Origin of the sequence: Streptomyces sp. GESEQ-35, assembly GCF_017948485.1 — a bacterium.
In the GTDB taxonomy this organism is placed as follows: Bacteria; Actinomycetota; Actinomycetes; order Streptomycetales; family Streptomycetaceae; genus Streptomyces.
On the sequence record NZ_JAFFSX010000019.1, the window covers coordinates 39,224 to 54,419 of the forward strand.

Annotated in this window: 15 protein-coding genes, 1 tRNA gene and 1 pseudogene; 13 read left to right on the plus strand and 4 right to left on the minus strand. The window is 68.9% G+C overall.

From position 1 onward, the window contains the following. The first annotated feature begins 959 nt into the window (after positions 1-959). A complete protein-coding gene (locus KCH87_RS30700) occupies positions 960-1,874 on the plus strand; it encodes an aminoglycoside phosphotransferase family protein (protein ID WP_210589762.1) in 915 nt (304 codons plus the stop codon). Next, positions 1,875-2,567, plus strand: coding sequence for a bifunctional 2-polyprenyl-6-hydroxyphenol methylase/3-demethylubiquinol 3-O-methyltransferase UbiG (locus KCH87_RS30705; protein ID WP_210589764.1), 693 nt, complete (start codon positions 1,875-1,877; stop codon positions 2,565-2,567). Between the two features lie 635 nt (positions 2,568-3,202). On the opposite strand, the gene KCH87_RS30710 is transcribed toward KCH87_RS30705, so the two are convergent. Then, a complete protein-coding gene (locus KCH87_RS30710; RefSeq protein WP_210589767.1) occupies positions 3,203-3,481 on the minus strand; it encodes a GntR family transcriptional regulator in 279 nt (92 codons plus the stop codon). Positions 3,482-3,626: 145 nt separating this feature from the next. Between KCH87_RS30710 and KCH87_RS30715 the strand changes: the two genes are divergently transcribed. The 9 genes and pseudogenes from KCH87_RS30715 to KCH87_RS30755 all read left to right on the plus strand — a co-directional run bounded on the left by KCH87_RS30715 (position 3,627) and on the right by KCH87_RS30755 (position 11,333). Then, positions 3,627-3,842 (plus strand): hypothetical protein, encoded by a 216-nt coding sequence (locus tag KCH87_RS30715; protein WP_210589770.1) that lies wholly within the window; start codon positions 3,627-3,629, stop codon positions 3,840-3,842. Between the two features lie 923 nt (positions 3,843-4,765). Next, complete coding sequence (locus KCH87_RS30720; RefSeq protein ID WP_210589772.1) at positions 4,766-5,980, plus strand: ABC transporter substrate-binding protein; 1,215 nt, start codon at positions 4,766-4,768, stop codon at positions 5,978-5,980. 18 nt (positions 5,981-5,998) lie between these two features. Further along, a complete protein-coding gene (locus KCH87_RS30725; RefSeq protein WP_210589774.1) occupies positions 5,999-7,048 on the plus strand; it encodes an ABC transporter ATP-binding protein in 1,050 nt (349 codons plus the stop codon). Beyond that, positions 7,041-7,982, plus strand: a complete 942-nt coding sequence (locus KCH87_RS30730; RefSeq protein ID WP_210589775.1) for a carbohydrate ABC transporter permease — start codon at positions 7,041-7,043, stop codon at positions 7,980-7,982. Before KCH87_RS30725 ends, KCH87_RS30730 begins: the two co-directional genes overlap by 8 nt. Further along, positions 7,982-8,899: a carbohydrate ABC transporter permease gene (locus KCH87_RS30735; protein ID WP_210589778.1), complete on the plus strand. Its 918-nt coding sequence runs from the start codon at positions 7,982-7,984 to the stop codon at positions 8,897-8,899. The genes KCH87_RS30730 and KCH87_RS30735 overlap by 1 nt, the downstream gene beginning before the upstream one ends. A 60-nt stretch (positions 8,900-8,959) precedes the next feature. After that, positions 8,960-9,601 (plus strand): annotated as a pseudogene (locus KCH87_RS30740) (transposase); the annotation flags it as partial. An 86-nt stretch (positions 9,602-9,687) separates the two neighbouring features. Then, on the plus strand, positions 9,688-10,149 hold the full coding sequence (locus KCH87_RS30745) for an SRPBCC family protein (RefSeq protein WP_210589780.1): 462 nt from the start codon (positions 9,688-9,690) through the stop codon (positions 10,147-10,149). 568 nt (positions 10,150-10,717) lie between these two features. Continuing rightward, the gene (locus KCH87_RS30750) at positions 10,718-10,936 is read left to right on the plus strand and encodes a hypothetical protein (RefSeq protein ID WP_210589781.1); all 219 of its coding nucleotides are present in this window, start codon (positions 10,718-10,720) and stop codon (positions 10,934-10,936) included. Continuing rightward, positions 10,923-11,333, plus strand: coding sequence for a type II toxin-antitoxin system VapC family toxin (locus KCH87_RS30755; protein WP_210589784.1), 411 nt, complete (start codon positions 10,923-10,925; stop codon positions 11,331-11,333). Before KCH87_RS30750 ends, KCH87_RS30755 begins: the two co-directional genes overlap by 14 nt. 43 nt (positions 11,334-11,376) lie before the next feature. Here the strand turns inward: KCH87_RS30755 and KCH87_RS30760 are convergent, their stop codons facing one another. Further along, positions 11,377-12,507, minus strand: coding sequence for a hypothetical protein (locus KCH87_RS30760; RefSeq protein WP_210589787.1), 1,131 nt, complete (start codon positions 12,505-12,507; stop codon positions 11,377-11,379). Between the two features lie 581 nt (positions 12,508-13,088). On the opposite strand from KCH87_RS30760, the gene KCH87_RS30765 reads away from it, so the two are divergent. Together KCH87_RS30765 and KCH87_RS30770 are read left to right on the plus strand one after the other, a co-directional pair. Then, positions 13,089-13,283 carry a hypothetical protein gene (locus tag KCH87_RS30765; RefSeq protein ID WP_210589789.1) on the plus strand — a complete coding sequence of 65 codons (195 nt, stop codon included), beginning with the start codon at positions 13,089-13,091 and terminating at the stop codon, positions 13,281-13,283. A gap of 372 nt (positions 13,284-13,655) precedes the next feature. Continuing rightward, positions 13,656-14,360 (plus strand): UPF0158 family protein, encoded by a 705-nt coding sequence (locus KCH87_RS30770; RefSeq protein WP_210589792.1) that lies wholly within the window; start codon positions 13,656-13,658, stop codon positions 14,358-14,360. 12 nt (positions 14,361-14,372) lie between these two features. Here the strand turns inward: KCH87_RS30770 and KCH87_RS30775 are convergent, their stop codons facing one another. Further along, the gene (locus KCH87_RS30775; protein ID WP_210589794.1) at positions 14,373-14,687 is read right to left on the minus strand and encodes a hypothetical protein; all 315 of its coding nucleotides are present in this window, start codon (positions 14,685-14,687) and stop codon (positions 14,373-14,375) included. A gap of 360 nt (positions 14,688-15,047) precedes the next feature. Then, positions 15,048-15,120, minus strand: a tRNA-Arg gene (locus KCH87_RS30780). Positions 15,121-15,196 lie beyond the last annotated feature (76 nt).

Consider the following 15,196-nt stretch of genomic DNA (forward strand, 5'->3'; position numbering starts at 1 on the left):
CACCCCCCTTCCGACAACCACAAGAGAAGCGCGCTGACCTTCTATGAGCCCTCGACAACCGAGCAGCGTCCCCGAAAGCAACAATCTCTTCCTGCTGCTATGCGGCATGTATCAGCTCTTCACCGCACCCGCGCACCCAGCGGAAACGGGTGCCACTGCAGCCGCCCAGCGGGCCCCGGTCCGGTCCGAAACCGATGGCCCGACGCATCCTGGCGGCCCACCGAATCTCCGTCTGCCGACCTGACACGCCCTTCAGGTCGGCAGACGGGCGGGCCCCGGCTGTCAAACCCCACTCCCCTCAGCCGGGGCCTCGGGAGCCCCTCCTCCCTCTCCTTCGCACGAGGAGGGGCTCCCTCCCGAACAGGGCCACGGGGGCACTCGCTCTGCGCCCCAGTTGTGCGGTTGCACTCCTCGACTCGCACCCCGCGAAGGTGGCTCTCCCGCCCCCCACGCAAGTCTCCTTCCGTGATCGCTCAAGGACCACGTCATGCAGCATGCGGCACCAAGCAGCCGCCCGGACCGGCCCAGCCGGGATCCAGTCCCTTCTTGGATCACACGGCCCTCGGGGGTGCCTGCGCTCCGCCGTGGGCCCGGCTCCTCCAGCGTCCGGAGCCCGCCCGCGGGAGACGAAAACGCCGCTGACCACCATCGGCGCCACGGCCAACATCGGTTGAGCGGTGCAACGAGTACCGCCACGTCGAGTCCGAGCTCCGCGCAGCACTCGGCGGGCTCCTGGTGTGCAGCCTGCGACTTCGCGCCGTGACTGGTCGCGGTACCGATACGCCCTGCGGTGCGTCGGTAGCCGATTCCCCGTCCATCCGGCCCAGTTCAAGGTCGGCTGGATCGAGCTGATCTACGCCCAGCGCGCGACCTCGGACGCGTGGAGCCCCAGCAGGAGTCCGGGGGGCGGGCCGACCAGCCTCCCCGGACACCTCCTATCCGCTGCAGGAGAATCGCTCATGCATGATCCCCTCACCGCCACCCTGCTGACCAACCTGTGCACCCTCATCGGCCAGCCCACACCAACTCGGGACGAGGTACGGGTCTGGTCGACATCGGGAGTCGAGCGTGTGACCTTCCCCGATGGCCAGACGGCGATCTTCAAGTACGCCAAGAAACCCCTCAACAACGAGGACCAGTCTCTGCGCCTCGCACACATACGCGGCATCCCAGTACCGCAGGTCCGCGCCTCCGTCGTACGCGACGCCTGGCTCGGAATGCTTCTCGAAGACCTCGGCACTCCCGTCCGGGACGCAGATGACCTCGATGGTGCCGCCGCCGCAGTCGTTCTGCACAGTGCGCCTACCACGCCCTTCCTGCCCGTACTCCACGAGGCGGGACTCCGCGCCCTGCCGGACCGAGCGCGCGGCCATCTCGACGAGCTCCGCAAGGCCGACCGCTGGCAGGACACCAGCGATATCGAGCAGGCCTTGGACCGGATCGCCGAGGCCGCCCCCGCCCGCGCGGCCGGCGCCGAGACGCCCCCGTTCGGCTGGGTGCACGCCGAGTTCCGCCCCACCAGTCTTCACATCGGCCCAACCGGCTGGCGGCTGCTGGACATGGCACGCGCCTTCACCGGCCCCGGCCTGCTCGATCACGCCAGTTGGCACACCACCCTCAATGCCCCCGACCCGCTGCGACTGCGGGCCTTCCTTGAGCGTTATGTCAGCGCAGGCGGTGCTCCTGAGGCACTCGCTCAGCGCGGCGGCGGCCTGGCCGCGGAAGCCTGGGCCTTGGGCTGGCACCGGATGTGGGTCACCGAGTGCTTCTTGGACCAGGTCGTCCGATGGATCAATGACCCAGCCACCGACCCCGCCGCTATCGAGGTCGTCCGCCGGCACCTCACCGACGTGCTCCAGCTCCTGGAGGTCTAGGTGCCTGTCCAAGTCTCCGCCTGGCACTTCCAGGCCCTCCAGCGAAGTGCCGCCGGACCCGCTCAGGCCCTGCCCGTGCCCAAGCGCATGGAGTGGACCACCCGCCGTGGCATCGGTCCCAGTGCCGAGATCCTCGGCGGGGACCTGTGGCGAAGGAGGGTGCTGGACCTCGGCTGCGGTCCCGGCCATAACGTCGCCCACCTCGCCGCGCGCCGCGGCGCCCTCGCCACCGGCGTGGACCTGGTTGGCCTGCAGGTGCGCCGCGCCCGCTCCCACTACGGGCGGCTGGACCGCGTCAGGTTCGTAGCCGGCCACGCCCTGACCTTCCTGCAGACCACCCCCGAGCAGTACGACGCGATCTACTCGGTGTTCGGCGCCGTAGGCCTTGTCGCCCCCGGACTCCTGCTGCCCGCCATCGCCCAACACCTCAAGACCGGACGCGTCCTGGCCTTCTCCGTCCCACACCCAGCGCGTGGAGGCCGGCGCCCGTCGCCAGATGACCGGCCTTGCCCGGACTTCGTCACCCTCCCCGACGCCGCCCGAGTTCCCATCGCACGCTGGGAGTTCGACGCCCGCCGCTGGACGGTCCACCTCGCCCGTGCCGGCTTCAAGGTGACCTCGGTCAGGGAGTTGTGCGGTTCCCGAGATGACCGCTGGCCGACCACTCTGCTGGTCACGGCATGCAAGACCTGAGGCGCATGGCCCACCACGCCTCTGCGCAGAAGCCGTATGTAGGAGTATCGGCCATGGTCCACATGGCGCCCCGCCACCGGCGCGAGTGCGGCGAAGCCTGCTATCCCCATGTGACGCAGCGCCCGGAGCGACCGGGAACTCATGGCTCAAGCGCTCATGCCCACGAGCACTCCAGGGCAACCGGCAGCTGCGCCACGAGCGCGGTGTCGGCTGCCGCCTGCGCAGCTGATCCGCCAGTCCACCGCTGTGTGCCTACACGGCAAGTCCATGAGAACCCTCTCACCGTGGTCTCACAGTTGACTCACGCACATCCCCCAGGATCTTCACACACGACATCCGTCGAGGATGTCCGAAGGCCGGATGGAGGTCCATCGAATCGCCGTCTGGGGCCGCTGTTCCCCTACGTTCCCAAGGCGGTAGCCCCGGTTGCCCGTGCCCCGGCGACCGAGGCGCGGGAGCCCCCTCCTACTCGACCAGGAGGGGGCGTACCGCCCCGACGCCGCATCTGTCCCACGAACAGAGCGCGGGCCATCAGGGGTTAAACATCAGAACCCCTGTGCCTTCGCCGCGCAGCCGACCTGCGAAGTCGCTGGGCTCAAGTGTCGCGTGACGGGCGGCCCGCAGCGCACCGGGGGCTACTCGTCGCTGTCGGGGCCGTCCTCCGACGGTCCGACGACGAAACTGCCCTTGCCCACCACGGTGTGGACGAGACCGCGCTCACGCAGCTCCCGGACGGCGCGGGAGGCGGTCATGCGGGCGATGCCGTAGGCCGCCGCGAGGTCCAGCTCTCCCGGCAGACGCGAGCCCGGCTTCAGCTGGCCGCTGGCGATCTGTCCGGCGATGTGATCGGCCACGACCATGTAGACGAGCTGCGGCCCGCGCGGATCGATCACCGGCATGTCGTTCTTCCCCATACCGATCACCGTAGGGTGCTCTTGACCTGCAAAGACACACACAGGTCTCCACAGGTGCCTACAGTGCCCTATATGATGAATCTCGAAGTCCCTGCGACCGCCGACACGGCCCCGGGACGTGGCCCCTCTTAGAAGGAGCGTCGGCATGCGCGACCCTGACCGCCACCCTGCTGAGTGGCCGACGGTCGGTGCGCTGGCCGTAGACACCCAGCGGGACCGCATCGGCGTCGTGATGGGGCATGTCGGGAAGAAGCTCCAGCTCCGGCCACCGGGCGGTGGCCGCGAATGGGACGCCGACCCGCAGCAGGTGCGGCCCCCCGAACCCTCAGAAGAGCCGAGTGCCAGCGGGGAGACGCCGTGACCACGCCGGAGAGACCCCGTCCGCACGGAGGCGCGCTGCCGCCCCTGTGGGTGCTCACGCAGACCCCCGTTCGGTGCATGGCGGCCACCGACGGGACGGCGGCCCCGGTGCGGGCTGCCAACGCCGGTTCCTTCCGCCGCTCCCCCGAGGCGGAAGGAACCGGTCCAGGGCGCCCGCTCCGGCGACCCTGTCCGAGGGGGGGCACCGCCGGAGCGGGTCTCGCGCCTCCGAGCGCACTGCACTTGTCGAGTTCGATAACAGACCGCAGGACCCAAGGGCCCAGGTGGGAGACATGCGCACGAACCCGCAGGGAGCGTCGCCCCAACTGCACCGCGTCGCGGTCACGTCCGTGCCTCCCATGCGCCAGCACGGTCCGGCATATGCCCACAAAACCCGGCCCGCACTCCGGGAGACACCATGCGCACGGCACTTGCAAGATTCGCCACCGCCGCCGCTCTCGGCTTCATGCTGACGGGCTGCAGCGGCAGCGGCGACTCGATCGACACGAAGCGCGATCAGCGGCCCGCGACTAGGCGCCGTCCTCGGTGGTGGCGGTCGACGTTCGCAGCGGAACCGCCAGCTGGGACCGCGCCCGCAACACGGTCGTGATGATGACGATGCGGCCGTTGATCTGGCTAGGCGGGTCGGCTGGCCCGGCACTCCCCGACATACCCGCAGAAGATGGGTGGCCCATGTTGTCCAACGAGCCACGGGTTCAACGTCCGCCGCTCTTCCACCTCTGGCGTCGGCGCAGGTTCCTCCAGGTGGTGGGGGCGCTCGGTGCCGGTGCCGCCGTGGGGGCGTGCAGCAGCGAGCCGGAGAGTCCGTCCGAGCAGGCGGGAGAGAAGGCGCCGAGTGCGGCGTTCAGGGAGCCGTCGGCGAAGCTATCGGGCAGCCTGAGGATTCTGATGTGGAGTCACTTCGTGCCCAGCCACGACGAGTGGTTCAAGAAGTTCGCCGCCGACTGGGGCAAGCGGGTTGGGGTCCGGGTCGATGTGGATCTCATCGACGTCGCCAACATCCCGAGCCGGATCGCATCCGAGATCCAGGCCGGTCAGGGACACGACCTGCTCCAGTACATCGCGACGCTCTCGCAGTTCGAGCCCAGCGTGCTCGATCTGACCGACGTCACCGAGGAGGCCGACAAGCGGCACGGCGTGCAGCTGGCGATGTGCAAGGAGTCCAGCTACAACCCGCACACGCAGAAGTTCTACGCCTTCTCCCCCGGGTGGGTCCCCGACCCAGGGGACTATCGGAAGAGCCTGTGGGAGCCCGTCGGGCTCCCGGACGGTCCCTCGACCTGGGAAGAGCTGCTGGAGGGCGGCAGCGAGATCAAGGTGAGCCGGAACCTCCCGGTGGGCCTCGGCATGTCGCAGGAGATCGACTCCAACATGGCGGGCCATGCGCTGCTCTGGTCGTACGGGGCCTCGATCCAGGACGAGAACGAGAACGTCGTCCTCGACTCGCCCGAGACGGTCGCGGCCGTCGAGTTCATGCAGAAGCTGTTCAAGCAGGCCATGACCGACGAGGTGTTCTCCTGGAACGCCGCGAGCAACAACGAGGGGCTGATCGCGGGCAAGCTGAGCTACATCCTCAACTCGATCTCGGCCTGGCGGTCGTCCCAGGAAACCAACCCGGAGATCGCCGACGACACCTTCTTCACCCCGGCGCTCAAGGGACCGGCGACCGGCCTGGCGGCCCAGCACGTGATGTACAACTACGTGATCCCTGAGCACGCCGGGAACCCGGACGCGGCGAAGGAGTTCCTGCTGCACTTCACCGACAACTTCGGGCTCGCGACGTACCACTCCCGCCTCTACGACTTCCCCTCCCGGACGAGCCTGGCGCCACAGCTCGGCGCCTGGCTCAAGAAGGACCCGTTCGGCGCTGAGCCGGCCGACAAGCTGGCCTTCCTCAGCGATGTCGAGACGGCGACGGAGTGGAGCGCCAGTATCGGACACCCGGGTCCGTCGAGCCCGGCGATCGGGGAGATCCTCGGCACCTATGTGATCCCGAACATGTTCGCCCGGGCCGCGCGCGGCACGGCAGGCCCGGAGCAGAGCGTGCAGCGGGCGCACAACGAGTGCGAGCGGATTTTCTCCCGCTGGCGGCAGCGCGGACTGGTCGGCGGCGGCTGAGCGGCGGGGGAGTCGTCGATGGCGGTTGCGGTCGAGGTCAGAAACCTCGAGAAGGTGTACGACGGCGGGCACGTGCATGCGGTTGACGGCGTGGACCTCGCCACCGAGGAGGGCGAGTACCTGGTCCTCCTGGGGCCCTCCGGATGCGGCAAGACCACGCTGCTGCGCACCATTGCCGGTCTCGAGCAGCCCACGGCGGGCGACGTGCTCATCGGCGGTTTGGTGGTCACCGGCCTGCCGCCGCGGGTCCGCAAGGTCGCGATGGTGTTCCAGAGCTACGCGCTCTACCCCCACAAGTCCGTGCTCGCGAACATCGAGTTCCCGCTGAAGGCGGCGAAGACGGACCGGTCGGAGCGGGAGCGCAAGGCGCGATGGGCGGCGGAGCTGCTGGGCATCGGCCACCTCGCCGAGCGCAAGCCCCGGCAGCTGTCCGGCGGCGAGCGGCAGCGCGTGGCGCTGGCCCGCGCCCTGGTACGCGACCCGCAGGTGTTCCTGCTGGACGAGCCGCTGTCCAACCTGGACGCGAAGCTGCGTGCCACCGCGCGCGACGAGTTGAAGCGGTTCCAGCAGCGGGTCGGCACCACCACGCTCTACGTCACCCACGACCAGGCCGAGGCGATGGGCCTCGGCGACCGGATCGCCGTGATGAACCGCGGCAGGGTGCGCCAGCTCGGGCCACCGGTGGAGGTGTACGACGACCCGGCGGACACCTTCGTCGCGACGTTCATCGGGTCGCCGCCGATGAACCTGGTCCGGTGGGAGGGCACGCTCGTGGGGTTCCGTCCGGAGCACCTGCTCCCGGTGGCGAGCGCGGCCAGGGAGCGGGTCACCACGCCGTTCCACATCGAGCGGATCGAGTACCTCTCCGGTGACCGCCACCTCTACGGGACGGTGACCGGCATCGGCGAGGACACCCGGGCGATCGCGCGACTGCCTGCCACCGTGACCGTCCCGCTGCACCCGGGGGAGGTGCACGACTTCGCCGTCGGCGTCGACCGGGTGCGGTTCTTCGAGGCCGCGACCGGGGTGCGCACCGCACCGATCCGGCTGGACTCACGTCATGACTGAGGCCGGGCTCGACACCCCCGACGCCACCGCGACCGCTCGCTCCGCGGCCCGGGCCCGGCTGGCCGACCGGGAGGGGTTCCTGGCCTGGCTCTTCCTGCTACCCACCGTGGTCTACATCATCGCCCTGGTCGCGGTCCCGTTCTGCCTCGCGATCGCATTCGCCTTCAGCGACGTCACCGGCGGCGATCCGTCGTACGACTGGGCGGGTCTGACCAACTTCCGCCGGGTCTTCGACGACGAGGTGTTCTGGCAGTCGCTGCGCAACACCTTCGTGTTCACAGTCGTGTCGATGGTCTGCATCGTCGTCCTCGGCAAGGTGCTCGCCAACATCCTCATCGCCGACTTCCGGGGCAAGTGGATCGTGCGCTTCCTGGTCCTGCTGCCCTGGACAACACCGGTCGCGCTCTCCTCGATCACCTGGCTGTGGCTGCTGCACTCGATCTACAGCCCGATCGACTGGGTGCTGCGCACCGTCGGCCTGATCGACGGCCACATGTACTGGCTGGGCCGCCCGAACCTCGCGATGGTCTCCATCATCGCGGTGCACGTGTGGCGGCTGGTCCCGCTCGCCGCCGTCATCATGATGGTCGGCCTGCTGTCCATCCCCAGGGACATAGAGGAGGCGGCCCGCATCGACGGCGCCGGCTACTGGCGGCGGATGTTCGAGGTGACCATCCCGCTGACGTTCCCGCTGATCGCGGTAGCCGCGCTGTTCGGCGCGATCTTCACGTTCACCGACATGGCCGTGGTGCAGGTGCTCACCGGCGGCAAGCCGGAGAACTCCACCCACGTACTGGCCAGTTGGTCCTACACGCGCGGTATCGGGGGCGGCGACATCGGCCAGGGCGCGGTGATCGCGCTGTTCCTGTTCCCGCTGCTGCTCGCCGCCGCCGTCCTCATCCTCCGCGCCGTACGGCGGATGGAGACGCTCTGATGGCCGACGAGACGACAGTCACCGTGCAGACGGACGTCGTCGAACCGCGGGAGGCGGAGCGCCTGCGGCGCCACTACGCCCGCCGGCACCTGCTGGCCCGGGCTGGCCTGTACGCCGCCGCGGTGCTGGCCGCGCTGGCGTGCGCCGGCCCGTTCCTGTGGAGTGCGGTGACGGCGACCAAACTGAACGCCGACCTCTACGACCCGGAGCACAACCCGTTCTGGTACAACCGGCCGCCGACGCTGGACCACGTCAGCTACCTGTTCACCGACACCGCGTTCCCGACCTTCGCCTGGAACACCCTCTGGGTCGGCCTGCTGGTTGTCGGCATCACCCTCGTCCTCGGTGTGCCGGCGGCGTACTCCATCACCCGGCTCAACCGGCCGTGGGCCGGGCCGATGGGGATCGCGATCTTCTTCGTCTACCTCATACCGCCCAGCCTGCTCTTCCTCTCCCTCACCCGGATCGTGGTCTGGCTGGGGCTGCAGGACTCCACCTGGTCACTGGTGGTGATCTACCCGACCATCACCGTCCCGGTCTCGACCTGGCTGCTCATCGGCTTCCTCAAGGCCCTGCCGCGGGACATCGAGGAGCAGGCGATGGTCGACGGCTACAGCCGGCTCGGCGCGCTGCTGCGCACGGTCTTGCCGCTGCTGTTCCCCGGCGTCGTGGCGGTGGTCGTCTTCGCCTTCACGCTGACCGCAAGCGAGTTCATCTACGCCCTGTCCTTCGTCTCGCCGACCGGTGAGAAGGTCGCCAGCACAGGCGTGCCCACCGAGCTCATCCGCGGCGACGTGTTCTTCTGGCAGTCGCTCCAGGCGTCGAACGTGCTGATCGCAGTGCCGATCGCCTTCGTCTTCAACCTGTTTCTGGCCCGGTTCGTCTCCGGATTCACGATGGGAGCGGTCAAGGGCTGAACCGTTAGGAGAACTCCGTTGGGTCGTTCCGTCGGGCCTGTCGGGGAGCACGTTGGGTTTGTGGACGCGCCTCAAGTGGAGGATTTTCAGGTGGAGTTGGCGATTTTCGTAGCCCAGGTATTCGCCTCGATGCCGCGGAGGGACCAGCGGGCCAAGGGCGACTGCTCCCCGCTCGGTCTGATGCTGGACGGCCGCCGCAAGTCCATCCAGGCGATGGCCGGCCTGCTGCCGGACGGCAACGAGCAGAACCTGCGGCAGTTCGTGAACCACTCCACGGGGGACCCAGCGCCGGTGCAGCGGCGGATCGTCAAGCGCACGCTGTCATTGATCAACCCGGAGGCCTGGCAAATCGACGACATGTCAGCGCCCAAGGACGGCCGGACGTCGGTCGAGGTGGCCCGGCAGCACTGCAGGGACCTGGGCAAACGGGCCAACTGCCAGGTCGCGGTGAGCGTCCACTCGGTCACCGACGCCGCGTCCTGCCCGCTGCAGTGGCGGCTGTTCCTGCCAAGAGAATGGGCATCAGGCCCCGATCGCCGGGCAAAGACCCATGTCCCGGCCGATGTCGGGCACCGCGAGAAGTGGCTGCTCGCCCTTGACATGCTCGCCCCCCGTGCCGCCTGGGGCATGACGCCGCCGGTGGTGGTGTCCGACGCCGCCTCCGGGTCCAGCGCACGCCTACGGGCGGCACTCGCCGATCGCCGCACCGCAGGCGCTGGCCAAGGACCACAACGGCTGACACAAGGTCAGTTGAGCCACCGGCAGGGGACAACGTCGGAGGAGGCCCCATGGCCGAAGTGAAGATTGACGACGAACGGCTGATCCACGCCCCGGTGAGCGCCGTCTGGCACGCCATCAAGGACCCGCAGGCACACGCCCGCTGGCACCCGTACATCGTCCGCATCACCGGCGAGCACCGCCTCGGGGAAGTCCGCACGTGCAAAGTGATGATCGACCACAGGCCGGGGGCGACCTCGGAGCGCTGCATCCAACTGGACGAGGAGTGGCGGATCACCTGGGTGGTCGAGGACGACTCCACCGGGTTCAGCCACAAGGTCACCGACTGGCGGACCGGCTTCAACCTCGAACTCCGCGAAGGCGGGACCCTGGTGACGGCGCACAGCACGTTCCGGCCAAGCAACGCCCTCGTCTGGCTGATGAGCCCCCTGATCGGGCGCAGGTTCCATCACGCCCAGCGAACGATCCTCAAGCGCCTCCAGAGCTTCATCGAGCTGGAGAAGGGACGCTGACGGTTGTGATGCCGGGGCCAGGCCTGCTCGCTGACGGAGCCTGGCGAAGCGCTCCCGCCACTGGTGAAGGTGGCCTGACAGCCACCTTCACCTGCGCGGGAGCCATGAGAGTCCTCTCACTCTCATCTCACTGAAGACTCACGTAAACCCCGGATTCTCTTTACGTGCGACCTCCACCAAGGACGAGCGAGAGCCGGATGGAGGTCTACTCGATCGCCGTCTGCGGACCCTCGCGTCTCGGGGTCCGCAGACGGCGATCGGTCCCCAGCGCCTGTCTGGTCAATACAGCCGGGACCCCCTAGAGCCCCCTTCTGCTTGTCGTCGCAGGAGGGGGTGCAAAGCAGCCTCTATCTCAGGCGTGAGCCACCCGTCGAAGGTCTCCCGTTGCCCGTTCCAGAACCGAGCCCACCAGGAACGCTGACGATCGTCGGAAGGACCGAGACGGACCACAGGCGCCCGCCGCCGGGAAACCTCGTCGGCGGCGGGCGCGCTGCCGTGACTTGGTGGCCACCGCGGCGGGCGTGGCGACGCTATCGTGGACGTACGGCGCGGTGGAGAGGAAGCGGCCATGACCTCGGCGTACGACTACAGAGAACTGCACGAGCTCATCGATCGCCTGGAGCCCGAACAGGCGGAGGAGCTGCGTCGTCACGCTTTGCGTCTGGTGAAACCCGCGCCGAGCCGGTTCCGGATACTGCGGAGCTTCGATGGCCCGGCGACCGATCTCGGCGCCCGGGCGAAGGACATCGCGCGGGCGGAGATCGGCGAGGACGATGCTGATCGTTGACACCGGTCCGCTCGTCGCCCTCCTCAACCGCAACGACCCCGATCACGAGCGGTGCGCCGAGCTCCTGGAGTCGTACGACGGCGACCTTGTCGTCACCCCGTACGTGCTGACCGAATGCTGCTATCTGGTCGGGAAGTATCTGGGCGCCGAGGCCGAGGTCAACCTGGTGGAGTCCGTGGTCGGCGGTGATCTGGTGCAGGTGTTTCCCGATGAGCGGGACATGGCCCGGACCGCTGAGCTGATGCACCGCTACCGTGGCTTTCCGCTGGGTGTCGCGGATGCTTCAGTGGTCGCTGTGGCGGAGCGGCTGAAGCTGACGGATGTCGCGACGCTCGACCACCGGCATTTCCGGGCGGTCGTGCCCGATCACGTTCCCGCGTTCACACTGCTTCCCTGAGCGGCCCTGCCCGGGGGTCTTGGCGCCGCGGCGGTGGGAGCCGTTACCGGAGACTGTGGCGGTCGAGGCGGTGGATGAGGCCGGGGCGGTGCTGGTAGTCCTCGCGCAGGCGGGTCAGGCGCTGGTGGAAGTCGGTGTCCCGGCCGGTGTGGGCGTACGCGTCACGCAGTTCCGCGAGGAGAGTGACGGCCTGGTCGTAGGCGGCGGTCTTCTTGGTGGCGATGTGTGTCTCGATCCGCTGCCAGGCGGACTCGGCCTCGCGGGCGAGGGCGGTCAGATGCTGGGTGCGGTCCGCGGCTCGTTCGTGTTCGGCGCGCCGGCGGCGTTCGGTACGCAAGGCGTGAGCGGCGTCCAGGAGGTGGGCGGCGGACCGGAGCCCGGCAACAGCGGCGGGAGCGGTGGTGCCGCGTAGGCGGTGCAGGAGTTCGGTGCGCAGCTGGGGTTCCGGGCCGAGGACGAGTCGCAGGAGCAGGGTGTCCTTCTCCTTCTCCGGGACGGCCGCAATCAGTGGAGCGAGTTCCTTCTTAGTGGGCCTGGCCTGTTCCTTGGGCGCGGAGGGGCTGGCCTGGGCCGCGGCCGCGAGTAGATCGGCGTCCACGCGCAGGAAGTCCGCGAGCGCGCGCTGCGATGCGGTCAGCTCGCCGAGCCCGGCCGGGACGGGTGGTTCGGGCCAGGACTGGTACTCGTCCTCCTTGTCGTCTTCGAGTTCCCAGGCGGCGAGTGCGGAGAGCCAGGCCAGGTAGAGGGGGCGCTGGTCGCCGGTAGAGAGTTCGTCGCGTACGCCGATCAGGGCGGCCAGCGAGTCGTCGGCCCCCTCCACCCAGTCGCCGCCCTCGTCCTCGCTGGTGAAGTCGAGGAGGAGGTGGGTGCGGGTGGCCCAGGCATCGACGTGGTGGTCCAGGCAGTACGGCTTCACCATGGGCAGGGTCAGGGTCTGCCTGGGCAGGCGGAGCATCAGCCGGTGGGTGCCCCAATTGGTGACGTACAGGTGGGCGTCGAAGCAGCGCTCGACCATGCGGCGCGGATTCCCGCTCAGGTCACCCCAGTTGTAGGCGTTGGTGAAGCTGGTCGCGGTGATCCGGGCCCGGGTGGAGATGGCCCGCAGCTGCTCCTGCTCCTCGCGGCTGAGCGGCCGGTCGAGGGCCTGGAACTCGTAGTACTGACACTCGCTCACACGGCGGACCCTATCGCCGCTGTCGGCGGGCGGGGACAGAGATGGGGCGAGGTGGCAGGAGCCGTCCGGACACCGTCCTCAGGCGCTGGAGGCTGAGCCGATACGAGCGGTGCCGGGCAGGAGCGAGCTGTAGCGGCTGCGGGCAGGCCGCGGTGCAGCGAGAAGACCCGGCGCCCACTGACCGATGCGGCCTCCCGCGCCGAAAGGGTTGCGGAATCTGGGGCCGCGCCACGTGCTGGAGTGCGTCGATGAGGCGCAGGCTGTTCTCGTCGCGAAGGACTCCAGGGCGGGTGCGCTGTGCTCCCGGATCGGCCCGCGGCGTCTCGCGGTCGCCCCTGGTGACCTGCCGGCCCTTTCGCCCTGCCTTGCTCAAGCTCGGATGTGTACTGCCGACCCGGCCGTGAGGTGTGCTCCTTGGTGCGATGGGGGAGCGTGTCCGCAGCGCGGTGAGGGCGGCACGGCCAATGGGGTGCGGACGATGGTGGAGCGGCGGCGGTCGCGGTACGACAGGAAGCCGAGTGCCTCGCCGGGACGCCGCAGCCACTGCCACAGGGCGTGGCGGGTGTCGTCCGGCTTCGGGGTTGGGTGAACGCCTTGGCGGCCAGGGCCTGGACGGCGCTGATGAGGTCGTCGAGCGTGTGCTCCCCGCCGTGCAGGGCCGCCGCGGCGGCCTCGGCGAACTCGGCCCTGACTCCGTCGCCGAACCACGCCTGGGCGGCGGTGGCCTGCAAGAGCGCAGGGTCGCCGAGATGCCGGCGGCCGCGGGCGGTCAGTGAGAGCTTGCGGCGCTGCTTGGCGAGCAGCCGTGCCGTGCGGGCCAGTTGATGCAGTTCGACGGTGGGGGGAGGGCGACGTCGTACTCGGTGCGCGGCACTATGCCTGGTAGGTACCAGTCGTAGCGTTCGGTGGCCTCGACGACCATCGAACTCATCCCAGTCGCCTCCGCAGTCCACCACGCACGCGACGGTGAACCACACGTCCCAGTACGACCACCGGCCGGACGGCGCCGCATGAGGCCAGGGCTCTGGGCCGAACACCGGCGGTCGCCGCCTGCCGGAGGGCTTCCCTGCATTGGTCTCCATGGCTACCACCGCATTCTGACAGCAGCCGATGACTTGCGGCGTACGCGTCGGCGTAGCCTCGCGGACATGACCGAGGCCTGGACCGACGACGCACTCAAGGCGCTCCGCGCCGCCTGCCGTACTGCGGACGGCCCGTCCCTGCTCGCCCTGCTGGGCACGCATGAGGTCGGTGATGTGCTGCAGCAGTGCGGCGACGCGCTTGGCGCGGCCGCATCGCGAGGCGTGCCCGGTGCCAGGGAGACGGCGGCCCGGTGTGCGGCCGCTCTGGGTGAGCGGGGCTGGCCGGGCGACGAGGTGCTCGCCGGGCAGCTTGACACCGTGGTCGGCTCAGTGGCCACTGTGCTGCGGCCGCTGCCGGTCGACCTGGAGGAGCTGTCCGGCCTGCTGGAAGGCGATCCTGCCTGGAGTGGTGGTCGTATCGACCTGAACACCGGCGAGTGCCGCCCCGCCGTCGTGGACACCGAGGAACCCTGGTCCGAGGACGAATCGGACGACGACGAGCGCTGGCTGCATGTTCCGAGCGCGGAATCGCGCGACGCCTACCGTGACATGGAGGACTTCATCGTCACCCTCGATGACCGGGACCTCGCCGGGTTCCTCGGCATCGCGATCCGGGGGCAGGGGGCGTTCCGCCGCTTCAAGGACATGCTGACCACTTCGCCGGCGCAACTGCAGCGGTACCGGTTGTTCTCGGCGGAACGGCAGTTGGGCCGGTCCCGGGCCTGGCTCGCCGATCACGGCTACCGGCCCGCACCACCGGACGGCAACTGACCCAGTCGGCCCTTAACGTTCCCAATGCCGGTACGCCTCGATCCACTCGGCTCCCTCGGGTGGCGGATCGGGCAACAGAAGGTCGAGAATGCCGATCGCCTGCCGATACCTGCCGTGTGTACAGATCGCCACGATCCGACTGCCGGGCAGCAGGTCCACCTTCTTCACGGTGACCTCCACCCCGAGAACGATCGTCTTGAACGGCACAGCGAGTTGCTCCGCGATCATCGTGAACAACCCGGTGAGCTGCTCCTCGTCTTCGTAGGCATCCACAGTGGCCTGTTCGACCATTTCATCGAGCTGTTTCTCGCTCATCTGCTCGCCCATGGCCACCAACGTATCCGCAAGATAGGTCAAGGTAGGCACGCCAAGGGGATGCTTCGCGAGTGGCCACCTACCTGTGGTCGCGGAACGACGTGATGGTCAACGGCCGCACTCCTGGCCGAACTTGCCGGACAGCGGAAGCCGAGAAACCCGCGCAAGCGGTAACGGATAGCGAGGTTTCCGCGACTCGCGACATACATGTGGGGCGCGAACCTGCGGCTGCGCGGTAAGACGACCAAGACCTGGTGGGACGGTGTTTGGCCTGCGGATACGCGCACGTGCAGACTAGTGTCGCGATAGGGCGCGACTGGGCACGGAAGCCGGAAAATGCCCCCTGACCTGCGATGACTAAAAGCAGGGCGGCGCCCCCGGCAGGACTCGAACCTGCGGCCAAGCGCTTAGAAGGCGCCTGCTCTATCCACTGAGCTACGGGGGCCGGGTGTGGTGGCCTCTGTCGTGGTGCCCGGGTGTGGGCTGATCCGTGACGTTGCCGGGGACAAGGATAGAGCTCC